At 71.8% G+C, this 24684-nt stretch carries 26 protein-coding genes; 11 read left to right on the top strand and 15 right to left on the bottom strand.

Annotation, left to right across the window (positions count from 1 at the left end; all coding sequences use genetic code 11):
• The first annotated feature begins 186 nt into the window (after positions 1 to 186).
• Positions 187 to 660: an alcohol dehydrogenase catalytic domain-containing protein gene (locus tag U8525_RS30175; protein ID WP_374270160.1), complete on the top strand. Its 474-nt coding sequence runs from the start codon at positions 187 to 189 to the stop codon at positions 658 to 660.
• Positions 661 to 755: 95 nt separating this feature from the next.
• Positions 756 to 1181: a DUF3592 domain-containing protein gene (locus U8525_RS30170; protein WP_374270159.1), complete on the top strand. Its 426-nt coding sequence runs from the start codon at positions 756 to 758 to the stop codon at positions 1179 to 1181.
• 91 nt (positions 1182 to 1272) lie between these two features.
• On the opposite strand, the gene U8525_RS30165 is transcribed toward U8525_RS30170, so the two are convergent.
• From U8525_RS30165 to U8525_RS30130, 8 genes are all read right to left on the bottom strand, one after another.
• Positions 1273 to 2202, bottom strand: a complete 930-nt coding sequence (locus tag U8525_RS30165) for an SDR family oxidoreductase (RefSeq protein WP_374270158.1) — start codon at positions 2200 to 2202, stop codon at positions 1273 to 1275.
• 95 nt (positions 2203 to 2297) lie between these two features.
• The gene (locus U8525_RS30160) at positions 2298 to 3215 is read right to left on the bottom strand and encodes a cupin domain-containing protein (RefSeq protein ID WP_374270157.1); all 918 of its coding nucleotides are present in this window, start codon (positions 3213 to 3215) and stop codon (positions 2298 to 2300) included.
• A 267-nt stretch (positions 3216 to 3482) separates the two neighbouring features.
• Positions 3483 to 3911, bottom strand: a complete 429-nt coding sequence (locus tag U8525_RS30155; RefSeq protein WP_374270156.1) for a DUF1801 domain-containing protein — start codon at positions 3909 to 3911, stop codon at positions 3483 to 3485.
• A 12-nt stretch (positions 3912 to 3923) separates the two neighbouring features.
• Positions 3924 to 4331, bottom strand: coding sequence for a DoxX family protein (locus U8525_RS30150; RefSeq protein WP_374270155.1), 408 nt, complete (start codon positions 4329 to 4331; stop codon positions 3924 to 3926).
• A gap of 11 nt (positions 4332 to 4342) precedes the next feature.
• Positions 4343 to 4909 carry an SRPBCC family protein gene (locus tag U8525_RS30145; protein WP_374270154.1) on the bottom strand — a complete coding sequence of 189 codons (567 nt, stop codon included), beginning with the start codon at positions 4907 to 4909 and terminating at the stop codon, positions 4343 to 4345.
• Positions 4906 to 5256, bottom strand: a complete 351-nt coding sequence (locus U8525_RS30140; protein WP_374270153.1) for an ArsR/SmtB family transcription factor — start codon at positions 5254 to 5256, stop codon at positions 4906 to 4908. Before U8525_RS30140 ends, U8525_RS30145 begins: the two co-directional genes overlap by 4 nt.
• Positions 5257 to 5340: 84 nt before the next feature.
• A complete protein-coding gene (locus tag U8525_RS30135; protein ID WP_374270185.1) occupies positions 5341 to 5832 on the bottom strand; it encodes a glutathione S-transferase family protein in 492 nt (163 codons plus the stop codon).
• 51 nt (positions 5833 to 5883) lie between these two features.
• A complete protein-coding gene (locus tag U8525_RS30130) occupies positions 5884 to 6873 on the bottom strand; it encodes a GlxA family transcriptional regulator (protein ID WP_374270152.1) in 990 nt (329 codons plus the stop codon).
• 74 nt (positions 6874 to 6947) lie between these two features.
• Between U8525_RS30130 and U8525_RS30125 the strand changes: the two genes are divergently transcribed.
• The 5 genes from U8525_RS30125 (at position 6948) to U8525_RS30105 (ending at position 13113) form a co-directional block, all read left to right on the top strand.
• A complete protein-coding gene (locus U8525_RS30125) occupies positions 6948 to 7775 on the top strand; it encodes a dienelactone hydrolase family protein (RefSeq protein ID WP_374270151.1) in 828 nt (275 codons plus the stop codon).
• 51 nt (positions 7776 to 7826) lie between these two features.
• Complete coding sequence (locus U8525_RS30120; RefSeq protein ID WP_374270150.1) at positions 7827 to 9086, top strand: hypothetical protein; 1260 nt, start codon at positions 7827 to 7829, stop codon at positions 9084 to 9086.
• 189 nt (positions 9087 to 9275) lie between these two features.
• A complete protein-coding gene (locus tag U8525_RS30115; RefSeq protein ID WP_374270149.1) occupies positions 9276 to 10523 on the top strand; it encodes a DUF3500 domain-containing protein in 1248 nt (415 codons plus the stop codon).
• Positions 10520 to 11797: a HupE/UreJ family protein gene (locus U8525_RS30110; RefSeq protein ID WP_374270148.1), complete on the top strand. Its 1278-nt coding sequence runs from the start codon at positions 10520 to 10522 to the stop codon at positions 11795 to 11797. Before U8525_RS30115 ends, U8525_RS30110 begins: the two co-directional genes overlap by 4 nt.
• A gap of 224 nt (positions 11798 to 12021) precedes the next feature.
• A complete protein-coding gene (locus U8525_RS30105) occupies positions 12022 to 13113 on the top strand; it encodes an SGNH/GDSL hydrolase family protein (protein WP_374270147.1) in 1092 nt (363 codons plus the stop codon).
• A gap of 45 nt (positions 13114 to 13158) precedes the next feature.
• Here U8525_RS30105 and U8525_RS30100 read toward each other — a convergent pair whose 3' ends face one another.
• The 3 genes from U8525_RS30100 to U8525_RS30090 all read right to left on the bottom strand — a co-directional run bounded on the left by U8525_RS30100 (position 13159) and on the right by U8525_RS30090 (position 16432).
• Positions 13159 to 13737 carry a hypothetical protein gene (locus U8525_RS30100; protein ID WP_374270146.1) on the bottom strand — a complete coding sequence of 193 codons (579 nt, stop codon included), beginning with the start codon at positions 13735 to 13737 and terminating at the stop codon, positions 13159 to 13161.
• Between the two features lie 230 nt (positions 13738 to 13967).
• A complete protein-coding gene (locus U8525_RS30095; protein WP_374270145.1) occupies positions 13968 to 15818 on the bottom strand; it encodes a bifunctional UDP-sugar hydrolase/5'-nucleotidase in 1851 nt (616 codons plus the stop codon).
• A 155-nt stretch (positions 15819 to 15973) separates the two neighbouring features.
• Positions 15974 to 16432 (bottom strand): MarR family winged helix-turn-helix transcriptional regulator, encoded by a 459-nt coding sequence (locus U8525_RS30090; RefSeq protein ID WP_374270144.1) that lies wholly within the window; start codon positions 16430 to 16432, stop codon positions 15974 to 15976.
• A 64-nt stretch (positions 16433 to 16496) separates the two neighbouring features.
• Between U8525_RS30090 and U8525_RS30085 the strand changes: the two genes are divergently transcribed.
• Positions 16497 to 17069 (top strand): class I SAM-dependent methyltransferase, encoded by a 573-nt coding sequence (locus tag U8525_RS30085; protein WP_374270143.1) that lies wholly within the window; start codon positions 16497 to 16499, stop codon positions 17067 to 17069.
• Positions 17070 to 17078: 9 nt separating this feature from the next.
• Here U8525_RS30085 and U8525_RS30080 read toward each other — a convergent pair whose 3' ends face one another.
• Positions 17079 to 17507, bottom strand: coding sequence for a hypothetical protein (locus U8525_RS30080; protein WP_374270142.1), 429 nt, complete (start codon positions 17505 to 17507; stop codon positions 17079 to 17081).
• A gap of 215 nt (positions 17508 to 17722) precedes the next feature.
• On the opposite strand from U8525_RS30080, the gene U8525_RS30075 reads away from it, so the two are divergent.
• Positions 17723 to 19147, top strand: a complete 1425-nt coding sequence (locus tag U8525_RS30075) for an RtcB family protein (protein ID WP_374270141.1) — start codon at positions 17723 to 17725, stop codon at positions 19145 to 19147.
• Positions 19148 to 19159: 12 nt separating this feature from the next.
• On the opposite strand, the gene U8525_RS30070 is transcribed toward U8525_RS30075, so the two are convergent.
• Positions 19160 to 19558, bottom strand: coding sequence for a hypothetical protein (locus U8525_RS30070; protein ID WP_374270140.1), 399 nt, complete (start codon positions 19556 to 19558; stop codon positions 19160 to 19162).
• 31 nt (positions 19559 to 19589) lie between these two features.
• Between U8525_RS30070 and U8525_RS30065 the strand changes: the two genes are divergently transcribed.
• On the top strand, positions 19590 to 20096 hold the full coding sequence (locus U8525_RS30065) for a DUF1993 family protein (RefSeq protein WP_374270139.1): 507 nt from the start codon (positions 19590 to 19592) through the stop codon (positions 20094 to 20096).
• Here U8525_RS30065 and U8525_RS30060 read toward each other — a convergent pair.
• Both U8525_RS30060 and U8525_RS30055 read right to left on the bottom strand, forming a co-directional pair.
• Positions 20077 to 22008, bottom strand: a complete 1932-nt coding sequence (locus tag U8525_RS30060; protein WP_374270138.1) for a 2,3-oxidosqualene cyclase — start codon at positions 22006 to 22008, stop codon at positions 20077 to 20079. The genes U8525_RS30065 and U8525_RS30060 overlap by 20 nt on opposite strands.
• Positions 22008 to 23054, bottom strand: coding sequence for a phytoene/squalene synthase family protein (locus tag U8525_RS30055; protein ID WP_374270137.1), 1047 nt, complete (start codon positions 23052 to 23054; stop codon positions 22008 to 22010). The genes U8525_RS30060 and U8525_RS30055 overlap by 1 nt, the downstream gene beginning before the upstream one ends.
• A gap of 86 nt (positions 23055 to 23140) precedes the next feature.
• Here U8525_RS30055 and U8525_RS30050 point away from each other — a divergent pair, with 86 nt between their 5' ends.
• On the top strand, positions 23141 to 24640 hold the full coding sequence (locus U8525_RS30050; protein ID WP_374270136.1) for an FAD-dependent monooxygenase: 1500 nt from the start codon (positions 23141 to 23143) through the stop codon (positions 24638 to 24640).
• Positions 24641 to 24684 lie beyond the last annotated feature (44 nt).

Below are 24684 nucleotides of genomic sequence, written 5' to 3'. Positions count from 1 at the left end.
GCCTGAAACTACCACGAAGCCCCAGGCGCACCCGATGCCCCTCGCTCTCGGGGAGACCGGGGCGCGGCCGCGGCGAGCGCCCCGTGAGCGGATCAGGCAAGACCTTGCCCGGAACGGGCGCGCGAGCGGGCTCCCCGCCGGCGCATGGTGCGGTGTCAGTTGCTTCGAACGCGCAAGGACCCGCCCATGAAGACCGCCGCCTACGCCGCCACCGCCGCCGACAAGCCGCTCGCCCCCTTCACCCTCGACCGGCGTGAGCCCGGCCCCCGGGACGTCGCCATCGACATCCTGTTCTGCGGCCTCTGCCACTCGGACGTCGTCCAGGTGCGCAACGAGTTCGGGCGCTCGAAGTATCCCATCGTGCCCGGTCACGAGATCGTCGGCCGCGTCGCCCGCGTGGGCGAGCAGGTCTCGCGCGTGAAGGCGGGCGACCTCGTCGTCGTCCCGGGCCACGTGCTGATGATCATCGGCCACGTGGATGGCGAGCCCTACGTCATCCAGGACGTCCCCTACGCCGTGTTCAAGGACCCTGCCACGCAGCTGCTCCGCAAGACGAAGCTGAACCAGGTCTCGGTCACGCCGCTGCTGCCGCTGTATGCCGACGACACGACCCTGTACGTGGACGCGATGACGAGCCTCGTGCACGTCACACAGCCATAGGCCCGGCCGTCGCGTCGCGGCTGGCACGCGGAGTCCTTCTCGCGTGAGGTAGACTCTCACCGTCTCCAGCCGCGACCCCACCCTTCCGGGACACCATGAGCCTCCCCCTCCTTCTCTGCCTCCTGGCGGCCTTCCTGGGAGGCCCCGCCCTCTTCCTGGCCGTCCTCGCCAAATCCCGCCGCCTGGCCGTGCGGCTGGAGCAGGAAGGGCTGCGCGCGCAGGGCAAGGTGATCAGCGTCAGGGAGTCCCCCGGCAAACCGAGCACCGTCCATTACGCCTTCCAGCCCCCGGAGGGCCCGGAGGTCCGCGGCAAGTTCGACGAGGCGTCCTCGTTGGCCTCGGCGCGCGCCCCCGGCTCCCCTGTCGAAGTCCTCTATCTGGCGGAAGCGCCAGAACAACACACGGCCGTGGGCATGGGCATGAACCAGAGGCTCTTCCTCCTGCTGGCGGGCATGCTCGTGTGCTTCGCGCTCCTCGGCAGCCTCACCGTGCTGCATGCCTACGCCACCCAGTCGGGGTAGGCCGAGCGGGTCGGGCCCACAGCGTCGGGGCGACGCCGATGCAGGTCCGGGCGGGCAGGCGTCCCCCGGAGCAGCCAGTGGAGGTTGGGGCTCAGCGAGGGGGCCTGGACTCATCTCCCTGCAACGCCCTCTCGATGGCCTGCGCGTAGCGCAGGGGCTCATGGGGGATGATCTCACGAAGGGGCCGTGGATCTCCAACCATGTCGAGGTCCATTCCCACCGCCAGGTCGCGGAAGGCGCCCCTGGGGAGCTTCGCGGCCCGCTCGATCAGCGGCGCGACCCGCCGCAGCAGCCCCAATGGCACGTGGACCTTTCGCGGCGGCGCCTTCCCCAACACGCGCGCGGCGGTATCAATCATCTCGTCCGTGGTGAGCACGTCATCGCACCCGACGTCGAACGCCTTCCCGAAGGCCCGTGGCTCGTCGAGCACCCGCACCATGTAGTGCACGAGGTCGTCGAGGGCGATGTTCCGATGTCGGCCCTTCCCACTGCCCAGCACCGGCGTCACCCGTCGGCGCGCCTGCGCCATCATCGAGTCGAAGCCAAAGCCGCCCTTCCCGACAATCTGCGCGGGACGGAGCACCGTCGCATCGAGCCCGCTGTGGAGCAGCAGCTGCTCCGCCTTCCAGCGCCCCCGTGCCCACTCGGTCGGGCCGTCCGGCGCGATGCCCAGGAACGTGAGGTAGACCATGCGACGGACGCCGTTCTCACGGCATGCGGCCACGATGTGCTCCAGGCCTGCAAGCTCCGCGTCGACGAAGCTGCCGTTGGGTGAGCCGCTCTTCTGCGCCGACAATGTGTGGACGGTGTTGTAGACGGCCTCGACGGAACGCGTGGCCGCCTGCATCGAGCGAAGGTCGCCGATGTCCCCCTGCACGATCTCGCACGCCGCGGGCAGCACCTGCCGTGCGCGCTCGGGATTCCGGACGGAGCAACGGACCGCGAAGCCCCCGCGGAGCAGCGTCTCCGTGAGGCGGCGGCCGACCAGCCCGGTACCACCAAGAACAAGGACCTTGCGCATGCGCTCTTCTCCCATGCGTCATGTGTAGGCCCCGGGCGGCGAACGGAGAATGCTCCAGCGTGCCGATTCCTGTCGCGCGCGTTCGGAGCCGGCGGTCAGCGCCGCGCTTCTTCGCGGTAGTCGCGAGGGCGCACGCCGGTCACGCGCTTGAACGCCTGGCTGAAGGCACTCTCCGACGAATAGCCGAGGGAGGCGGCGATCTCGGACACCGCGGCGTCTTCGTCCCGCAGCTGCCGCTGCGCGAGGCGCATGCGCCATCGGGCGAGGTACTGGAGCGGCGCCATGCCCGCGGCCCTCTTGAAGTGGGTCGCGAAGGTGGTGCGCGACATCGCCGCGGCCTTCGCCAGCTCCTGGAGCTTCCAGTCACGCGAAGGGGCGTCATGCATGCGCCGAAGCGCCGCGGCGAGGCGCTCGTCATGCACGGCTCGCAGCCAACCCGCCGGCAGGCTCGGGGCCGTCGCCAGGTGGGCTCGCAGCACCTGAACGAACAGGAGCTGGGCCAGCGCGGACGCCGCGATCTCCGTCCCCGGAGTGGTCCGAGCCCGCTCCTCCAGGAGCTGCTCCACGATCCACCGCACGATCGCCGCCTGCGGAGCGCTCCCCTTCACGTGAATGACCGGTGGGAGCGCGTCGCGCAGCAGGTCGGCGGAGGCCGGATGAAGCACGACCCCACCCGCGAGAATCAGGCACTCCGTCCCCTCTCCAATGATGGAGAGCGGGCCCTGCTTCCGCGCGAAGAACGGGAGCGCATCCCTCGGGGGCACCTTCAGGCTGCTGCCCACCACGAAGCCCTGGCGGCCCGGCAGCAGGAGGACATCGCCCGGCTCTCCGCGAAGCACCCGCTTCTGGCCTTCGAGCCGCATCTCGCAGGAGCCCCTGGCGAGCACGGAGAACTTGATCTCGCCCGGCGGCGGAAACCGGAGCGCCCACGGGCCGCTCGCGGCAATGCCACCGGCCATGACTGTTCGGGCCTCGGTGAGCCGGAGGATGTCCGACAGCGGGTCAGTCGCCATCGTTCGACCTGGAGGCGAATCGATGGAGGAGCACCCGCGACCGCGCTCGATGCGCGCGCCCCGGGCCAGGGACCGGAACCGGCGGCTCGTCGGTGGTCAACATCTCCCCAGCGTAAGGCGCCGCGGCCCTCGAAGCCATCGGCGAGCCGCGCCCGCCAGCGGCTGCCCGGCTGCCGTGCTTGTGCGAGGCGCGGCGTGAAGCAGGTCGCTTGAGACATCATCGTGGGGCCCCGCCGGAAGACACCGTGGCCGGGCCCCACGATGAAGCTAGTCCGCCCGCTTGCGCTTCGCGCGCGAGGCCTTCGGCTGGCTCTTGCTCTCCAGGTTGAGCACCACCGCGGCGCGGATGAGCGCCTTCAAGGCCGCTTCGTTGATCTTATCGCCTTCGTGGATGTCGATGGCGCGCCGGGCGTTTCCGTCGAGGCTGGAGTTGAAGAGACCAGCGGGGTCCTCCAGCGCGGCGCCCTTCAGGAACGTCAGCTTGACGGCGCTCTTGTACGACTCACCCGTGCAGATGATGCCGTCGTGGGACCAGACAGGGGTCCCCATCCACTTCCACTCCTCGACGACCTCCGGGTCCGCCGCGTGGATGAGCGCGCGCACCTTCGCGAGCACCTTCCCGCGCCAGTCCCCCAGATCCTGGATCCGCTGGTCGATCAATCTGGACGCGGACTCCGTCGCCACGGTCTTCTTCACGGTCCCCTCCAATCAGGCGGTCAGGCGGCGCCAGGAGAAATACGAGAGCCCCCAGAGCACGCCCGTGCCCGCCGCGAAGCCCCACGCCTCCGGACCATCCCCCACGGCGAAGTGGGCGATGAGCGCCGAGACGAGGTTGATGGCGAAGCCCGCGTAGGCCCACTCCTTGAGCCGCGCCGGCACGGGCGCGAGCAGCACCGCCACGCCGATGAACTTGGCCCACGACAGCTCCACGCGGAAGTAGGACGGGAAGCCCATGTGGGTGAACGCCTCCGCCACCTGCGGCAGGTTCAGCTGCGCATAGGCGGTGAAGCCCATCTGGAGGCAGAGGAGCACGGTGGCGCCCCAGTAGGCGAAGGTCAGGGCCTTGGGGAGGTTCCTGGGAGCAACGAGCGTCGGCTTCGGCAAGGTCGATTCCATGAGGTGCTCCTTCACTCCTTCGAGTTGCTGCCCTTCCAGGCGGGGCTCTGGACCCCGAACTGCTCCGCATACTCGGCGTTCAGCCGCTGCCAGTCGTACTTCATCGCGTCGCCCCCCACGATGCGGCCCATCGGGTCTCCCGAGAGGAGCTGGTCGAGCACGTCGAAGCAGATGTGCCAGCCCGCGGCGCCCCACGCGATGAAGCCGCGGTCGATGTTGTGCCAGAGCGTGAGGCGGGTGCCGGTAGCGCCCAGCGGCTCCAGCTCCCAGCGGAGCTCCTGCTGCCCCCAGCTGTACTCGAGCAGCTTCGGCGCTTCCGCCCGCTTCACGGTGGTCTCGGTGACCATCGGCGTCGGCGCGCCGACCGTGGAGAGCTTCACCGGCCCCACCGCGGCCAGGCTGCGGTCGGCGTCGAACGGCGCCCACTCGGACAGGTGCGCGGGGTCGGTCAGCGCCTGCCACACCTTCGCCGGCGGATGACGCAGGTCCCGCACGAGGACGAGCGTCCACCGGTCACCTTCCTTCTGCACCCGGGCTCCGGCGGCGGGGCCGGGGACGTATCGCTGACGGTGGCTCATCGGTTCCTTCCCTTCTTGGGTTCGGGCTTCGGTTCGGGTGGGGAGTCCATCCGGTCGAGATGGCGTTCGAGCGCGTCCACATGGGTCGTCCAGAAGCGCCGGAATGGCGCGAGCCACTCATCGACCGCCATGAGCGGCTCCGGCCGGATGCGGTAGACGCGCCGCTGGGCATCGACGCGCGACTCCACGAAGCCGGCGTCGCGCAGCACGCGCAGGTGCTTGGACACCGACGTCTGGGGCATCCGCAGCCGGTGCTCGATTTCGCCGACGGAGTGCTCCGACGACGCCAGCAGGCTGAGGATGGCCCGGCGGTTCGGCTCCGCGATGATCGCGAACGTTGAATCCATGGGCACTATATACCCATTTGTTCATATGCCTGTCAATTCATACGACACACCTGGGGAGCGGGCGTGCGGCCCGTGCCCTCCCGCTCAGCCCGCCACGGCCCTGCGCACCGCGGGGCGTTGCGTGAGGCGCCGGACGTACTCCAGCAGCCGCGGGTGCCCGTCGAGCAGCTTCAGCGTGTGGGCCAGGTGGAGGATGGAGGCCATCAGGATGTCGGCGGCGCTGAACCCCCCGCCCACGAGGAACTCGCGGTCGCCGAGCCCCCTGTCGATGACGTCGAGCACGGCCGCGAGTCGGGCCTTGTGCTTCGCGGCGTCCTCATCCGGGTGCGTGCGCTCGTAGAACGCCAGCACCGCGGGATCCAGGTGCAGCTCCGCGAAGGTCATCCATCCGTAATAGGGCCCGCGCTCCGGGGAGCCCACCGGCGGCGCCAGGTGCCTCTCCGGGAATCGGTCCGCCAGGTGCAGACAGCTGGAGAGGGAGTCCAGCAGCGTGACCTCCCCATCCACCAGCGCGGGGACTTCGCCCAGCGGATGCACCGCCAGGGACTCCGGGGTGGTGTTCTCCTGTCGGCGCAGGTCGAGCCTGACCAGCTCATGGAGACGACGCCCGGCACCGCGCGGACGGGCTCAGCGCTTCCGAGCGGCCCTCCCCCGTGGGGTCTCGCCAGCGAACCGCCGGTACACGCGGCGAAACGCGGCCGCGTCGGCGTAGCCCACCCGGGCGGAGATCGCCTCGACCGACTCGTGCGTCGTCTCCAGGAGGTGGGAGGCGTGAGCCACTCGGACCCGCTGGACGAATTCGAGCGGCGTCATCCCCAGGCCCGCCTGGACGCGCCTGGCGAGCGTCCGCGTGGAAGTGGCGGCAGCGCGGGCGAGCTCATCCAGCGTCACCTGCCGGCCGAGGTTCGCGGCGACGAATCGCTCGACCGCGCTCAGCGCCGGGTCCGAGACGCGCAGATGCTCCATCACCATGTACCTTGACTGCGATACGCGCTCGTCGAGCACGAGGTAGCGCGCCACCAGGTGCGCGAGCGACGGGCTCGCGACGCGCGCGAGGATGGCCAACATCAAGTCCGCGTGCGCGAAGGCCGAGCCCGCGGTGAGGATCCCTCCGCTCTCGACGACCATCCGGTCCGAGCGGACGGTGACCTGGGGGAACCGGCGCGCGAACGCGGGCACGAGCCACCAGGTCGTCGTCGCGCTCCGCCCCGCGAGGAGCCCCGACGCGGCGACGACGAAGGTCGCCGAGCACGAGGCCGCGACCACCGCCCCTCTTGCCGACGCTCGCGCGAGGAAGTCGAGGACGCGCGCGGTGTCAGCGCGGGAGAGCAGGCGGTCGATGGCGCGCTCGCTGACCGCGGAGAGCCCGGGCACCAGCAGCACGTCCCCCGCCTTCACGCTCCGAAGGCTGAGCGCGCCGTCCACGGAGACGGAGCGCCCCGTCCCCGAGCGGACGGGGTGCCCGTCGAGCGACACCACGCGCTGACGCAGCGGCGCCGCTCGTCGCGGGAGCGGGGCGAGGCCCGCCTCCGCGAGTCGCGCCGCCGCGGCGACCCCATCGAGGCCAACGCCCAGCGGGCCTTCGGCCACGCCATCCAGGACGACGTGCGTGATCATGCTGGCAAGAATAGACCGAAGCTTGTCGATTCCGCCACTGGCCGGGGACGGTGGATCTTCCGCATCGTCCGGGCATGCGAACTTCCGAGCCCGCCCCCACCGCCGACGATCCGCTCGACGACTTCGAGCGACGGTCCATCACCCTCGATTCCGCCACGCGGACGGTCTACGTCGCCGGTCGCGGCCCCGCGGTCATCGTCATGGCCGAGATGCCCGGCATCAGCCCCCACGTCGCGCGCTTCGCGCGATGGGTCCGCGACGCCGGCTTCACGGTGTACATGCCGTCGTTGTTCGGCAGGGACGGGGCCTACCCTCACGCGGAGGCGGGGCTCGCCGTGATGAAGCGCGCCTGCGTGAGCGCGGAGTTCCGCGCGTTCGCGGCAAACGAATCCAGCCCCGTGACGCAGTGGCTGCGTGCGCTCGCGCGGCTCGCGCACGAGGAATGTGGAGGTCCCGGCGTCGGCGCCATCGGCATGTGCTTCACCGGCAACTTCGCGCTCAGCATGATGCTCGAACCCTCCGTGCTGGCGCCGGTCCTGTGCCAGCCCTCGCTGCCACTCGAGGACCCGGGCGCGCTCCAGATCGCCCCCGAGGAGGCCGCGACCGTCAAGGAGCGGCTCGAGCGTGAAGACCTGACGGTGCTCGCCTACCGCTTCCAAGGGGACCGCTACTGCACGGCGCAGCGCTTCGCGGCCTACGCCGCCGCGCTGGGACCGCGCTTCGTCCCCAAGGTGCTGCCTGATTCAGCCGCGAACCCCAGGCCGCCGGCCTTCTTCGAACGGGTGGTGGGCGGGGCGCACAGCGTCGTGACGGCGCACCTGATCGACGCGGCCGGAGAACCCACCCTCGCGGCGCGCGACGAGATCCTGGCCTTCTTCGTCCGGAGGCTTCGTCCAGGTTGAGCGCGGGAGGCCTCGGCGCGGCCTGGGTCGCGGTACATTGCGGGCCGCCCCATGCCGTCCTGGTCCCGACTCGTCCATCGCGCCCCGCCCTTCGCGCGGCTCGCGGCCCTGGCCGCGCTGCTCGCCAGCCGGGCCGCGCTCGCGGACAACCCGCCGCTGACCAGCTCGAACTACGCCATCGACGTGTACCAGGGCCCGGTGCTGGCGCCGGTGCGGGTGTCGGGCCTGGCTGGCGCCTATGCCCCCATCGCCGAGGGCGTCGAGGGCATCACCGTCAACACGGCCGCTCCGGCCGTGCGCTCGCTCTATTCGTCCAAGCACGTCGACTACGACGTGTCGGTGGCCTTCACCTTTCCCAGCTCGCTGCGCGACTCCGACTTCGACAACAACGGCGCGGTGGGCTTCGCCAACGACAACTTCGTCTTCACCCAGTTGGGAGGGCTGATCCAGTGGGGGCCCTGGGGGCTGGGCGGCGCCGCGTCGCTCCAGACCTACGCCCTGGGACAGGACGCGAACGGACAGCTCCTCAACCTGGGCATGACCCGCTTCCAGCTCCAGCTCGCTCGCGGCTTCTTCGATGGAGAGCTGGTGGTGGGCATGGGCCTGCGCGCCGTCTCGCTGGAGATCAACACCGCCGAGGACGCGAACAACAAGCTCGCCAGCATGCTCGGCGCCAACGTGGAGGCCGGTGCCCTCTGGACGCCCATGGACCTGCCGCTGCGCGCCGCGCTGACCCTGCGGGCGCCGGTCCATGGAGGCCTCACTCCAGGCGGACCCGCCACCGCGGATGACGCGGGCAACGTGAAGGTCGCAGGCCTCTACCTGCCCACCTCCGTCAGGCTCCCCTGGGAGATCGAAGCGGGCATCGCCTGGCAGTTCGGCGCGCGTCCGCTCCAGCTGCCGTGGGGCCCGGACCGCGCGGAGCGCTTCAAGGCGCTGCCGCGCTCCAAGCTGCTGCTGACCGGCTCGGTGCTCCTCAGCGGCCCCGTGTCGAATGCCATTGGCTTCGACTCGTTCCTGTCTCAGCGGCTGGAGCGCTCGGGGCGGCACCTCTCGGTGTCGCCTCGCATCGGCGCCGAGCTGGAGCCCCTCGAGAACCGGCTCCAGCTGCGCGCGGGCAGCTACCTGGAGCCCAGCCGCTTCGACACCGTCGGGCCTCGCCTGCACGGCACCGCCAGCGCGGAGCTGCGGCTGTTCCAGTGGTCCGTCTTCGGCCTGATGTCGCCCGACACATCGTGGCGCATCAGCGGCTTCGCCGACGTGTCCCGCCTCTACTTCGGCTGGGGCTTCGGCGTGGGCACCTGGCACTGACGACCGACCACACCGCCAACCACCAACCAATCAGGCGCCCTGAATGTCTTCCAGGCCCCTGGAAAACCGGGACCTTCAGAATCTCTTAAGGACTCACTACTACAAGCCTTGAGCCTGGAAACCTGACTCAGGGGTTGGCGAATGCGGCGACCCGCCGTCCGATGGCTGTGTCTTGGTGTGAGTTGCTCGATGCTGGCGCTCGGCGCCTGTGGTGACGATTCCGACCCTGGAACCTCGCCGGACGCGGGGACCGAGGTCGACGCCGGAGCCCAGGTGGACGCGGGCGCGGGGGACGGTGGCACCACCCCCGCGAACTGCGCCGCCGAAGCGACGCACATCGAGCAGGTGGTCTGCGCGTCCAATGCCTTCCTCGCCACGCTGACGGAGGCGCAGCGGACCTCCGTCCTCTATGCCTGGACGGACGAGGCGGCGAAGACGTACTGGAGCAACCTGCCCGGCGTCACCCGCACCGGCATCACCTGGGGCACGCTCAGCGCCGAGAGCAAGGCGGCCGCGCTGGGCCTCGCCTCCCTCGTCCTCACCTCCGAGGGGTATGCCGACATGACCGGCATCTTCGCGGCGGATGACTACCTCGACGAACAGGGCGGCAGCACCGGCGGCCCTCCCGGCGGCGATGGCGGCATGGGCGGTCCTCCCGGCGGCGACGGTGGCATGGGTGGCCCTCCGGGTGACGGCGGCATGGGCGGTCCGCCCGGAGGTGACGGCGGAATGGGCGGGGGCCCCACGCTCGCCTACTCGTCGGACAACTACATCATCGCGTTCATCGGCACGCCGTCCACGACGGGCAACTGGATGCTCCAGATTGGTGGCCACCACATGGCCTTCAACGTGACGTACATGAATGGCGCGGGCTACCCGACGCCCAACCACCTGGGCGTCGAGCCCAAGTCGTCCTTCACCGTGAATGGCGAGTCCTACGCGCCGCTCAGGGACGACGGCGACGCGATGGTGGCCGTGTACCAGGCCCTGACGCCCGAGCAGCTCGACGCCGCCTACCTGACGGGGACCTTCTCGGACGTGGTGCTCGGGCCCGTGGAGTACGGCACCGGCAGCTACGCCAACGTCGTCTTCCCCGCCCAGCAGGGCGTGCTCGTCTCCTCGCTCTCCGAGAGCCAGCAGGCGCTGGTGACGGCGGCCATCCAGCAGTGGGTGGCGGACTTCGCGCCCGCCATCGCGGATCCGCTCGTCGCGGCGTACACGTCCGCGGACGCCTACGCCCACACCTACGTGGCCTGGGGCGGCACGAAGTCCGCGGGCGTCGACGTGGACGTCAACGGCACGTACATGCGCATCGACGGGCCCCGCGTCTGGATTGAGGTCGCGTGCCAGCAGGGCGTCGTCATCCAGAACGCCACGCACTACCACACCATCTACCGAGACAAGCAGACGGACTACGGGAACCAGCTGAGCCCATGAGGGCCACTCCCGCCAGGAGCAGGACGCTGCGTTGGGCATTGGGGCTCGCCGTGCTCCTGGCGGGGGTGTCCGCGCACGCGCACCTCGTGAAGAACACGGCCGTGCTGCTCGACGTGGGGGAGCGCGCGGTCCAGGTGGAGCTCCAGCTGCCCCTGGACCAGCTCGCGCTCGCGCTGACGAAGTCGTTCAGCGCGGTGCCGGCGGACGTCGTCCGCGAGCGGGCACACGCCCTCCCGGCCTACCTCCGGGAGCACTTCGGCGCGACGGCGCCGGACGGCCGGCCCTTCGAGCTGGAGGTCGGCGAGGTGGGCGTGCAGCGGGTGGACGACGGGGACTGCCTCGTGGCCCACGTCGCGCTGCGGGCGCCGCCCGGCGCCTCCGCCCGCGTCTTCACGCTCCAGGACACGCTCATCCTGCACGAGGTGATGAACCACCGCGCGCTGGTGTCGGTGCGGCGCGACTTCCACACCGGCCTCTTCGGCGAGGGCCAGGAGCTGCTGGGCGCGGTGACGGCCCAGGCGCCGTCGCTCCGCGTCGACCGGACGCACGGCTCGTGGTGGACGGGCTTCCAGGCCGTCTTCCGCCTGGGTCTGCATCACATCGCGGAAGGGACGGACCACCTGCTCTTCCTGCTCGTGCTGCTCCTGCCCGCGCCGCTGCTCGCTCGCGGGGGCCGCTGGCGCGAGCCGGACGGCCTGGGACGGAGCCTCAAGCGCGTCCTCTTCGTGGTGACGGCCTTCACCGGGGGCCACTCGCTCACGCTGGCGGCGGCCGCCGTGGGCATGCTCCGCCTGCCGGGCCAGCCCGTGGAGGTGCTCATCGCGGTGAGCATCCTCGTGTCGGCGGTGCACGCGGTGCGCCCGCTCTTCCCGGGCCGGGAGCCCGTCGTCGCGGCGCTGTTCGGGCTCGTCCACGGGCTCGCGTTCGCCGCGGTGCTCGCGGGCATGGGCTTCGACTCGGGCGCGCTGGCGCTGAGCATCCTGGGCTTCAACCTGGGCATCGAGGCCATGCAGGCCGCGGTGGTGCTGCTCGTGCTGCCCTGGCTCCTGCTGTGGAGCCGGGGGAAGGGCTTCACCGCGCTGCGCATCGGCGGCGCGGCGGTGGGGGGCGTGGCCGCGTGCGGCTGGGTGCTCGAGCGCGCGCTGGGCCTGAGCACGCCCCTGGATGCCTGGGCGGAGGCCGCGTCGCGGCACGCCTGGGTGGGGCTCGTCGTGCTCGCGGCCGTGGCGGTGGCCGTGTCCCGCCGGAGCGCCCCGTCGCTCATGGGCGGCTGAGCGACCTGATAGGCTCGCGTCTTCCGAAGCACCCGCTTCGGCCAGGGTGAATGAGGACGCGAACGACACACGGCGCTTCAGCTCCATCGGAGCGTCGCCCCTCCCCCATGAGGCTCCCGGACTCCCTTCGCGCATTCGCACCAGGACGCCGGGTCGCCTGGCTCTGCACCGGCCTCCTGCTGGCCACGTGCAGGGCCCCCGCCCCCGCTCCAGAGAGCCCCTCCATGACGTGGGTGAGCATTCCAGCCTCGGACTCGCGGGTTCAGTACGTGGGCCGGACGTATCGCTCCAACACCGGGGTCGTCTTCTCCCACCCCGGCGTGACGGTGCGCGCGCGCTTCAAGGGGGACGCCGTGCGGATGCGGCTGGACGACGCGGGCCAGGGCGGCGACGTGGGCACCAACCACTTCGACGTCGTGGTGGACGGAGCGCCTCCCCGGCTGCTCGCGGTGCATCCCGGTCCAGGCACGTACCTGCTCGCCAGCGACCTGCCCCAGGGCCCGCACACGGTGGAGCTCATCAAGCGCACCGAGTCCCTGGTGGGCGCGAGCACGCTCCTCGCGCTCGAGGTGCGGGGGGAGCTCCAGGAGCCGCCCCCGCGGCACTCCGGGCTCCGGCTGGAGTTCGTCGGAGACTCCATCACCTGCGGCTACGGCACCGACGTCTCCTTCGTCCCGGAGTCATCCTCCTCGAAGGCGCCCACCTTCACGGCGAAGCACCAGAACCCCAGACGCGGCTATGGCTGGCTCACGGCCCAGGCCCTGGGCGCGGAGGCCACGTTCGTCTGCTATTCGGGCCACGGCATGTACCGCAACCTGGACCTGACCACGTCCAGGCTGATTCCCGCCCTCTACGAGCTCGCGGTCCCGGACCCGCCCGTGCCCTGGGACTTCTCCACCGACCCGCCGGAGGTGATTGTCGTCAACGTCGGCACCAACGACACGTTCGCGGGCAGCGGCACCGCCGCGTTCCTGCCGGACGAGGCGGCCTTCAAGTCCGCGTACCGGACGTTCCTCGCGCGGCTCCGCGCGCTGCATCCCCGCGCGCACATCGTGTGCACGCTGGGCAGCATGACGGATGGCTTCAAGCGGATGGAGCAGCGGGGCGTGGTGACGTCCGTGCACGTCGGCGATTGGATCTCCGACCTGGTGGCCGAGCGTCAGCGCCACGGCGACGCCCGTGTCCACCGCCACGTGATGGCCATGCAGAACCCCTTCGCCGACGGCGTCGGCGAGGACTGGCACCCCTCCGCCGCCACGCACCAGAAGATGGCGGAGTCGCTGAGCCGGTTCATCCGGGACGTCGTGCGCCCCTGAGCCAGGTCCGCCTCACGCGCCGGGCCACCCGGCCCCCCGCGGGACTCAGCGCCGGGCGTCGCGCCGTCCCTGGGTCCGACGGCCCCGGGCAGAGGCGTTGGCCTGGCGCTTGAGGGAAGGAAAGCGCTCCTGCTTCAGGGCCCCGCCTCGCTTCTGACGGGAAGCGGACCGCTTGGCGCCAGGGGCCTTCACGGTGCGCCCGGCGGCGCGCGTCCGGCGTACGGGCTTGCGTCCCCCCGTGGCCACGCGGGTTGCGGGCTTGCGCGTCGCCCGCCGGGGGCCCGGGCTGCTCGCGGCGCGGGTCCGGACCTGCGCCCCGCGCTCAAGCAGGGCGAGGCGCTTCTCGAAGCGCTCCAGCGCGGCGGCGAAGGACTCGACCTTCCGGAGGGTGTTGTGGTTGCCCTCGGCGCGGCGGGAGCGGGAAGGCACCTCCTTGCGGAGCGCCTCCCTGCGCTGCCGCTGCGCCACGTCCTGGTACTTCTCCATCAGGCGGCGCGTGCGCTGGATGCGTCCCCGCAGCGCTCGGGGGGACAGCTCGGCCAGCTTGCGTGGAGCGCTGGACAGGACGAGCTGGGCTTCACGCTCGGTGAGCAGTGACATCCGCTTCGACGGCAGGGTGCGCATGGGCTTCCTTCCTCCATGGGATTGCATGGCGGAACATCAACACCTCCCATCCGCCAGCAAACCGCTCCCGGAGGCAGGGCCGAGTGCCCTTCTGGATGTTGCTCCCCCCTGGGGCCGCACCCGGCGCCTCCAGCGGGGAGCATCCGTCCTGACCGCCACCCCCCGAAGGGCCCGGGGGACGAGCCCCCTGGGGAAGGGGGCCATCCTCCGGGCGTCCCGGGCCTCCTACCTCACTGCCCGGGCGCGCACTTCGCGGGGCCGAGCGTGGCCTGGAAGTACGGCGTGTAGAGGTCGGGCGAGAGCGTGAAGTTGCAGGTGTTCATCACGTCCGGCGACAGGTTCTGGTGCTCCTGCAGGTAGCGCGCGACGTAGTCACGCACCCCGTCCGCGGAGGACCACAGCATGCGGCCCTCCTTGAACATGCTGAACCCGCCTCCGCCACCGCCGCGGTAGTTGTTGACGGCGATGCGGAAGACCTGGTCGTCCTGCACCTCCTGGCCCTGGAAGCGCAGGTGCGTGAGCCGGGAGCCCGCGGGCTTCGTCAGGTCGTAGCCGTACTCGATGCGCGAGTAGAGGTCCCAGTTGTAGTCCGCGACGACGGGCGTGGTGGCCTTCGCGTCCTCGGGCTTCGCGGGCAGGTTCGCCGCGTCCAGCTGCTTGAAGTACAGCGTGTTCATCTCCAGCGCGCGCCGGAGGATGGAGCCGTTGATCTCCATCACGTACAGCGTGTTGTCGTAGATGTAGACGCTGTAGGCGTCACGCAGGGTGACGTCCCCCGCCGGCAGCGCCACGTCATTGGAGAACAGGGCGGTCGCGGACAGGTCCACGGGATAGCCGGCCTCCGCCGCGGCCTCCTCCTGCACGGTGTTGAGCAGGTCCGCCAGCGGGCTGTCCACGTAGCGCCCGGCGAAGCCGCCCGTGAAGGCCGCGGTGGTGCTGCCAATCTTCTGGTTCACGTAGCCCACCGTGGTGTCGTGGTAGGTCTGCGTGAGCTGCTTGACGGTGGCATCCTCCGCCACCGTCTCGTCCACCGCGTGGAGCGACGAGTCATGCGCGTCCACGCCCCAGCGCTCGCCGTTCCAGGTGACCTTGAGCTGCACGTCCGCCAGGTGGCTGCCCCAGCGGTTGGGCTGCGTGAGGAGGACCTCGCGGCCGTCCTGCTGCTTCAGCAGCATCTTCGGGATGGGCTGGTGCGTGTGGCCGGTGAGGAGCACGTCCACGTCCGCCACCTGCTGGGCGATCTGCACGGCCTCGTTCTCACCGGGGAGGTTGCCCCGGTCGGTCCACTTCGAGTCATCCGCGTAGTCCGCGAGCCAGGACTCGGGGCTGCTCGCGCTGCCCGTCGGCTGCTTGTCCGGGCCGCTGTGGATGGCCACCACCACCACGTCCGCGCCGGCCTGCTTCAGCTTCGGCACGTAGACCTTCGCGGTCTCCAGCGGATCATCGAAGCGCAGCCCGGCGATGTTGTCCTTGCGCTCCCACGTCGCCACGCCCGGCGTCACCAGGCCGAGGATGCCGACCTTCACGTCGCAGACCGTGGTCAGCACATACGGGGTGAAGGCCTCGGAGCCGTCCGCGCTCTTGCGCACGTTGGCGCCGAGGATGGGGAAGTTCGCCTCCCCCTTGAACTTGTCGAGGACGTCCGGGCCATAGTTGAACTCGTGGTTGCCCAGCGCCATGGCGACGTAGCCCAGCTCGTTCATGGCGGTGGCCATGGGGTGCTTGGGCGCGTTGTCCACCAGGGCGTAGTAGGTGCCGAGCGGCGAGCCCTGGATGGTGTCACCCGTGTCCACGAGCAGCGTGCAGTCCGGGTTCTTCTCCCGCTCCTGCTTGATGAGCGTGGCCACCTTGGCCAGGCCGCGCTTCGCGTCCGGCTTCCCGCTGAAGTAGTCCCACGGGAAGATGTTGGTGTGCAGGTCGCTCGTCTGCAGCAGCGTCAGCGTGCGCGGAGAGGTGTCCACCGGCGGCGGGTCGGTGGGCGGATCATCGTTGGAGTCACAGGCGGTCACCAGCGAGCTGGCGCCCAGGAGACAGAACGTGCCGGCGCGCAGCGCGCGCATCAGGAAGGAGGAGCGGTTCAAGTGGCCTCGACCTTGAGTCATGCCGGAAGGGAATCTTCCGGAGGGGCACGCACCCTACAGGGCCAATCTGACATCCTGCTGTCTGGATTCACCCAGTCCGCGAGATTCTCAAGTGACGATGCGGGCCCCGTCTTGGTTTTCGAGGAAGTGATTGCTCATTCCCCGTCCGAGGGGTCGAGGTTGGTCACCACGCGGCGCAGGAGCGCCATGAACGTGGCGCGCTCGCGCTCGCTGAGGCCCGCCAGCGCCTGCTCCGCGACCTCTCCCAGCCGGGCCTTCGCCTCCGGCAGGCGCTTGCGGGCCTTCGCCGAGAGGGAGATCTGGCTGGCGCGCTTGTCGTCCGGGTGCGGCGCGCGCTCGATGAGCCCGTCGCGCTCCATGCGCGTGAGGAGCGCGGCCATCGTGGGCTGCTCGACGTGGGCGTACCGCGCGAGCTGCTTCTGTAGCAGCGGCCCATGCTCCTCCAGCGCGATGACCACCGGCAGGTAGGCCATCCCGAACTCGAGCGGCCGCAGCCGCTGCTCGAAGTGGCGCATCAGCAGCCGGGACGCATGGTTGATCCAGAAGGTCGGTACGGCCTGCGGGTCCCACGGGGGGGCCTTCTTGACATTCATCGCATGCTATTTACTTTGGCTCTCATCCGATTGCGACCCGCGTCGGAAGAAAGCTGGAGGCCCCATGTCCGCACCCGCGACGAGCGCTGACTTCGACCGCGCCTACCGGGCTCCCTTCACCTTGTGGGGGGACGTCCGCATTCCCGAGGAGGTCCAGGCGCTGGCCCGGCAGGGAGGTCCCCGGAGCGTGCTGGAGCTGGGGTGTGGCGTGGGGCGGTTCTCCCGGCATCTGGCAGCGCAGGGCATGCGGGTGACCGGGGTCGACTTCTCGCCGGTCGCCATCGCGAAGGCCCGGGAGCAGGCCGCCCGGGACCGCCCGCGGCCCGAGTTCCTGGTGGGGGATGTCACCCGCCTGGAGGCGCTCCGGGGGCCCTACGACGCGTCCTTCGACGTCGGGTGCTTCCACTGCCTCGGCGCGGAGGGCCAGCGGGCCTACGTGGCGGAGGTGTCCCGGCTGCTCAAGCCGGGCGGCATCCACCTCATCTGGGCGCTGGACTCCGCGCCGAGCGACCTCCGGCTCACCCCCGAGGCGGTGCGGGAGGTCTTCCGCCCCGGCTTCGCGCTGGTGACGGCGCGCAAGAGCCGGCGCCGCCTGGTCGCGTCGCACTGGTACTGGCTGGTCCGCTCCGCGGGCTGAGGCCGCGCCTCACTGGAAGCTGGCCGAGGAGTCCTCCGGCTCCTCTTCGGCGGTCGGATAGGCGGAGACGGCCAGGGCGATGCCCTGGTCCGCGAACCACCGGACGTCGTCGGGTGGGAAGTGGATGGAGCTGGCGAAGTGCCGGGCGGTCCCTACGAACAGCCCGAAGTCCACGACGCAGGGCACCGCCAGCTGGCGCAGCTCCGCGAGCAGGGGGGCCAGCACCTCCAGTTGCCGGCGGGCGGCGGCGACGGGCCCGTGCAGCGTGCCCTCCCCGTCCTCCACCAGGGTGAGGTTGAAGCCGGACGTCGAGTGCTTCCCCTGGCGCCGCTGCTCCCCCTGGAGCCAGACGGTGTCGGGGTGGCACTCCGGGAAGCGGTCCAGGACGGACGCCACATCGAACTCCGGGGCCTGGGCCCGAAGGACCGCCACCGTCATGACACCGCTCCATTCCACCGCTTCGACAGATGCATGGGCCCATCCTCGGATGGAGCGTGCCTTTTCGCGAGCCCTGTCAGGACGAGACTGTCCGGCCGTCCCAGGGGGCGCGGACGCTCCGTGCGTCCCGACCGCGGCTGCTGACCCGAGGTCTCGAATCCCATCGCTCACGTCCCCCGGGCCGAGGTCCGCCCGGGTCAGATTCCGAGAAGGTCATGCAGCCGAAACTGAACCGGCTCCTGCGGGCGCTTGCCCGCGAGGGGCTCGACGTCGCTTACGACGGTCGTGTCTACACGGTCCGCCTCCAGGCGGATCCCCACGCCCCCCCCGCCGAGGTCCTCCTTCCGCCAGAGCTGCCGGTGGAGGGCAAGGCGCTCCAGCAGCTCGCGGCGCTCGCCGCGCTCCATCACCCCGACGGCGGCCGCGTGAAGCAGGTGCGCGCGACGCCGGACTTCCACCCGGGTGACTCCGGGGTGGCCATCGGGTCGGTGGTCCACACGGAGGGCCTGGTGGTGCCCGGCGCCGTGGGCACGGACATCAACTGCGGCATGCGCCTGCACGTCGCGGACGTCCCCGTGGAGGCCTTCCTCGCCCGGCGCGACGCCTTCGTCGAGCGGATGAAGGGGCATTACTTCTTCGGCACGCGGGACGTCGCCCAGGGCTCGCGGGCGCTGGAGGCGCTCCTGCGGGACGGGCTGCCCGGCTGGCTCCAGGAGGCGCGAGGCCAGCCCCTGGGCATGGCGGCCCGGGCGGATCTGGCTCAGCTCCACCGCGAGTCCGACCGCGTCCACCTGGGCGGGGCGCTGGAGGGCGACCCGGCCTGGGCGCCCACCGGGCTGAGGCGGGAGGGCGTGGTGCGCGACCCCGGCCTGGCCACCATTGGCGGCGGCAACCACTTCGTGGAGGTGCAGCGGGTGGAGGCCGTGGTGGACCGCGCGCGGGCGTGGGCCTGGGGCGTGCGGGAGGGGCAGCTCGCGTTCATGGTGCACTCCGGCTCGCGGGACCTGGGCAAGCACGTGGGGCGCGCGTGGCAGGAGCGCGCGCGGGCCGCGTGGCCCCAGGGGACGCCGCACCCGGCGAGCGGCATCTTCCCGCTCGCGGACCCGGTGAAGGTGCGCGAGTACCTGAAGGCGGAGGCCACGGCGGCCAACTACGCCTTCCTCAACCGGCTGCTGCTCGCGGAGCTGGTGCGGCAGACGCTGCGGGAGCTGTTCGGGGACGTGGAGGCGCCGCTCGTCTACGACGTGCCCCACAACATCACCCTGCCCTGGGAGGGCGGCTGGCTGGCGCGCAAGGGGGCCTGTCCGGCGGAGGTGGAGCAGCCGGTCATCATCCCCGGCTCGATGGGCGCCACGTCCTACCTGATGCGGGGGCTGGGCAACGCGAAGGCCCTCGCGTCGGCGTCGCATGGGGCGGGCCGGGCGCACTCGCGCTTCTCCATGTCGCGCGGCGGCGCGAAGCACCGCGAGGAGGACCTGGGCCTGGCGGGGGTGGACTGCATCGCGCTCCGGGCCGAGCGCCGCATCGAGGAGGCCCCCGCCGCCTACAAGCCCATTGGCCCGGTGGTGGCCTCGCAGGTGGACGCGGACATCGTCCGGGAGGTGGCCCGGCTGCGGCCGCTGATGACCTTCAAGGCGTGAGCGGGAGGCGCCTCAACGGCCCTGCGCCTTCCCGGCCGTGGCGCGCGGAGCCGGCGGCCGCTCCGCGCGCAGGCCGCGGGCACGCGGGGTGCTGATGAGCACCCCGTCCACCCGGCCCGCCCTCGCGCGCGTGAAGGTGACCGTCCCCAGCGAGTCGCTGACGAAGCGGTCCCCGCCGACGGCTTCGAGCACGGTGCCCTTCTGCCGCTGCCAGCGCACGCGCGGCTTGCCGTCCTCCACGCGCACCCTGAAGGTCATGTCCACCTCGTCGCCGTGGTACCGGCCCGCGAGCGCCTCCATCGCGGCGGCGGTCGGCGGCCGCGCCTCCACGCGCGGGTGGACCGCACGGAGCCCCCTTCCATGAAGCAGTGAGTTCAGCGTGACGCAGGGCGTCTCGCGATCGGCTCGCAAGGCCCGCGCAGCCTCGTTAGCTTGCGCGCCCATGTACTTTGAGACCTTTTCGCAGATGAAGAAGCAGCTGGGGCAGCTGGGCAGGTGGCTGGAGACGGCCGCGGCCCACGCCAAGGCGAAGTCCTTCGACCCGAACCTCTACCTGGGCTTCCGGCTCGCGCCGGACCAGCTCCCGTTCGTGAAGCAGGTGCAGATCGCCTGTGACGCCGCGAAGCTGGGGGCCTCGAGACTGACAGGCAAGGCCGCGCCGTCACACCCGGACACGGAGCAGACGCTGGAGGAGCTGGGCGCCCGCGTCCGGTCCACCATCGAGTACCTGGACACGCTCACCGCGAAGGACTTCGAGGGCGCGGCCAGCCGCGTCATCACCAACCCCCGGTGGGAGGGCCAGGTGATGAGCGGCGCGGACAACTTCCTGGAGCACATCGTCCCGAACTTCTACTTCCACCTCACCCACGCGTACGCGCTCCTGCGTCACAACGGCGTCACCCTGGGCAAGGCGGACTACCTGGGGGCGCTCAGCCTCCGCAAGCCGTGAGCGCGCCGGAGGGCCGCTCCGCGAGCGCCAGCGCCCACAGCGGGAAGATGCGCAGGTAGGCGTCGTAGTGGATGGCGCAGGTGCGGTTGAACACGCCGGCGAGAGGCTCGGGGGGCCACGCGCCCTCCGCCGCCTGCCGCGCGCGGAGCCACGCCACGCCCCGGCGCGTGGCGGCCGCGTCCGCTTCGCCCGCCGCCACCAGGGACAGCACGGCCCAGGACGTCGTCACCGCGTGGCCCGAGCGCCCCTCCACCCAGCGGCGCTCGCGGCAGGCCTGGAGGGTCTCGCTCCAGGAGCCGTCCTCGCGCTGGTGGGCCTCGAGGAACGCGACCGCCCTGCGCAGGGCGGGGTCCGAGGCTCCCGCGCCCGAGGCCACCAGGCCGGTGACGCCGAACCACGTCCCGTAGCTGAAGCACACGCCCCAGGAGCCCTCCCAGCCTCCGTCCGGGCGCTGCTGGCGGCGCAGGAAGTCCGCGCCCCGCGCGATGGCCCGCCCCACCGGGGCGTCCGGATGCGCCCCGCGCCACGCCACCAGCGCCTGCACGCAGGCCGACGTGCACTCCACGTAGCTGGAGTCCACCATGATGCCCGCGAAGACGTCCGAGGGATTGAACCGCTCCAGCCAGCGCGGCCCGCGCCGCCGCTCGTAGGTGGCCCAGCCGCCGTCCCGGTTCTGGAGGGACAGGATGAACGCCACGGCCTGCGCCAGGCGCTCGCGCGGGACGCGATTGAGCCCGAGCGGCTCCAACAACAGACACGCCTTCAGCGCCTCCGCCGTGCAATCGCTGATGGGCCAGCCGTGCGCGCGCGTGCTGAAGGGCCACCCGCCCCGGCTCGGATGCCGGTAGTGCCGCGCGGCGTCCGGTGAATCCTCCAGCACCTGCTGCGCCTCCAGGTACCGCCCCGCGCGCTCCAGCGCGTCCCGGGCTCCTCCGGTGGTGTCTCCAGAGGCCACCAGCGCCTGCACGGCGAAGGCGGTGTCCCAGAGCTGGGAGGAGTTGTAGCCGTTGACCGTGATGCCCTGGGCGGTGGGCTGGAGGTAGTCCGGCAGGCGCTCCAGGTGGGCCCGCACCTCCGGGCCCTCCGGCCGCGCCACGTGCCACACCACCATGTCGAGCACCTTGTTGATGGGCCCGATGCAGATGAAGTGCGTGGCCTCGTCCTCGCCGCGGATCAACGCCAGGGACTCGTCCAGCGCGCGCGCCCGCAGCCGCTTCGAGTGGAAGCGCTCGTACAGCCCCAGCACGCGGTGCACGGCGCGCAGCGCCGGTCCGTGGGGGCTGTAGCCGTCCGTGCGCGCCACGCGGCCGCGCGCCGCCCCCCAGTCCACGTCCGCGTAGGGCTGGGGGTACAGCTCGCGCCGCAGCTCGGCCAGCAGCGGCGCCTCGCGGGCGCGGGCCCTCCGGCCGTAGAGCCAGCCCATGGGCAGGTACACCATGCGGCAGTGGCACCAGAGCCGCGACGGATGGAAGGGCAGCGCCCGCGGCAGCAGCCAGGGCTCGGGGGGCACGGGCGCCAGGCCCTCGTAGTCGTAGAGCCCCAGCAGGGCGAGGACGAACTTCCCCCAGGATGCGCTGGCGAGCGCGCCGCCCCGGGGAAGGAACCACGCCCGCGCGAGAGAGAGGCCCGGGTCGTCCGCGCCGACGCCCAGGAGCCGCAGCGCGACGTAGTTGAGCACCGACGTGAAGACGAGGCTCGGCGACTCCACGTCCAGCCCCCAGCCTCCATCCGCGTTCTGGTGGGCGCGCGTGAAGGCGACCATGCCGTCCCGGACGCGCGGCTCCGGCGCGCGGCCCATCACGTACAGCCCGGCCACGTAGACCGGGCCCAGGAAGAGCGGGCCGCTGTAGTCCCCCTTCCAGGAGCCGTCCGCCGCCTGCGTCCGCGCCAGCACGTCGCGCGCCCGCCGCATCAGGTCCAGGCCTCCACGCCGCCCCCGGGCCCCCGTGAGCAGCGGGCGTAGAGCTCCCGCAGGGCCTCGTCCGACGCCACCCGCTCCTGCGTGAGCCGCATCAGCGCCGCCACCGTCTCCCGGCGGATCTTCACCGGCGCGGGCTCGAGCACGTCCGGGTTGCCCTCCACCGCGTCCAGCGTCGCCACCGCGAAGAAGAGCGGATAGAGGCAGAACAGCCGCAGGCCGGCCTCCTCCGCGGGCAGGGCCAGGGAGTATTCGAGCGCGACGTCCAGCTCCCGGCGCGCCACCGCCACCAGCTCGTCCATCAGCGCCACGGCGCGCGCGCGGCGCGAGGGCAGGGCCAGCGTGGCGGGCGTGAGGCCGTGCGCGGCCAGGCGGTCCCTGGGCAGCCAGCAGCTCCCCCGGTCCAGGTCCTCGCGCACGTCCTTGAGGATGTTGGTGAGCTGGAGGGCCCGGCCAAAGGCAGGCGCCCGTGGCATGAGCAGCTCCTCGCGCCAGGCGACCCGGGGAGCGCTGGCGATGAAGAGGCCGGTCAGCATCTCACCCACGACGCCCGCGACGTAATAGCAATACAGAAACGTCGCCTGGAGGTCGGGCAGCCCCATGACCTGCCCGCTCGCCCCATGCATGCGTTGGATTTGATTCATCCCGCCGGTCATCGTGCGCACGCACCGCGCGATGGGCGGCTGGACCCAGGAGGGAAGCGAGGCCAGGGCTTCGAGCACGGCCGCTGTCTCGGAGACCAGCTCCGCCTCCGCCGGGGGCGCCTCGTCGCGCAGCGCGAGCCGCGCCCTCCCCGCGAACGAGCGGGCGCGGGCCTCCCAGCCCGGCTCCAGCGACACCAGGGCTCCCAGCTCGTCGAGCAACGCGCAGGGGTCTCCCCCGGGGGACTCGTCCTCCACCGTGTCCGCGATGCGGCACAGCAGGTAGGCCACCGTCACCGCCAGGTCCAGGGGCCCGGGCAGGAGCGGGATGTTGAGCGCGAAGGTCCGGGAGACCCGCGGCAGTTGCGTGCGACAGAATGACGCTGCCTGCTCTTTCATGCCTGCCTCCTCTGCGTGCGACACCGCGCATGAATGGATAATTCGTCAATGCCAGACATGGAGTCTGGGGTTCGAGCGGAGGCCACGTGGAGGACACCGAGGTGGTGATCGCCGGGGGTGGGCCCGCGGGCTGCGCGGTGGCGGCGGCGCTCGCCGAGCTGGGCTGGAACGTCCTGCTGCTGGACGCGGGCGTGGACCGGCACAAGCAGCTCGCGGGGGAGCTGCTCCACCCCGCGGGCATCCGGGACCTGCGCGCGCTGGGCTTCGGGAGCGTCGTGGAGGGCTGGGCGGCCCAGCCCGTGAGGGGCTTCGCGGTGCGCTTCCATGCCCCTGCCCGCACGCTCGTGCTGCCCTACGGTCGCGGTGTCACCGGCCTGTCGCTCGAACACACGGCCCTCACCCTGCCCCTCCTGGAGTCGGTGTCGCGGCGGCGCGGCGTCACCGTGCGCACCCGGGCCCGCGTGACGGCCGTGGAGCACAACTGCGAGAACGGCGTGCGCCTGCGCTACTCGCACGCGGGCGCCGAGCACACCGTGCACGCGCGGCTGCTCGTGGCCGCGGACGGGCGCGCGTCGCCGGTGCGGCGGATGCTGGGCATCGCCGAGCACCACCGGCGCCTCTCCACCATGCTGGGGGTGACCGTGGACAGCGCCTGCCTCACCCATCCGGACCATGGCCACCAGTTCGTGGGCGGCGCCGTGCACGCGCTGGCGTACGCCATCCAGCCCGGCGTGGCGCGCGTGATGGTGGACCTGCCCCTGGGCAGCACCGTCCAGACGGTGCGGGACCAGCCGGACCTGCTGCTCGCCCTGCCCCCCCGGCTGAGGGAGGCCGTCTGGCGGGCGCTGGAGCAGCGGGCCGCGGTGCGCATGGCCTCCAACGACGACTGGCTGGCGGAGACCGTGTGGATGGGCAGCGCCGTGCTGGTGGGCGACGCCGCCGCGTGCTGCCACCCGCTCACGGCGAGCGGCATGGCGTCGTGCTTCCACGACGCCCGCGCGCTCCAGGAGTCGCTGCACCGCCACCCGGACGACGTCGCCCGCGCGCTGGAGCACTACGCGCACGCGCGGCGGCCGGCGCAGCGCACCCGCGTCGCGCTCGCCTCCGCGCTCTACAGCGCCTTCGCGGGGCAGGACGACGGCATGCGGGCGCTGCGCATGGGCCTGCTGCACTACTGGCAGCACAGCCCCCGCGGCGCGCGCGCCTCCATGGCCCTGCTCTCCTCCGAGGAGCCCCGCATGCGGGTGATGGCCCGCGAGTACCTGCGCGTCGTCGTCCACGCCTTCGCCGCGATGCTCGCGCCCCAGGGCCCCGGCGGCAGCCTGCGGTCCGCCGTGCCGCTGCTGCGCTCGGCCGGGCCGCCCTTGCGTGGCACCGTGGCGAGCGCGGTGGAGCAGGTGGAGAGCTGGCTGCATCATCGCGTCCGCCGCCCCGTCTACTCGCTGGCCCGGGCCGGCTGGGTCTCCCCCAGGCGCGCCTTCGCGTCCAGCCGGTATCCCCGGCCGCGCCAGACCACCTCGCGCGACAGCTTCGCGGACAGCGCCACCCCGGCGCCCAGCAGGGGAAGGACCGCCGGCACCCAGTAGTGCCGGGGCGCGATGTCCGGCCCGTGGCAGGCCCGCTGCAAGCG

Origin of the sequence: Corallococcus sp. RDP092CA (genome assembly GCF_041903675.1) — a bacterium.
GTDB lineage: Bacteria > Myxococcota > Myxococcia > Myxococcales > Myxococcaceae > Corallococcus.
Note: the sequence above shows the minus strand (reverse complement) of the source record. Positions and strands in the feature narration are given on the sequence as shown.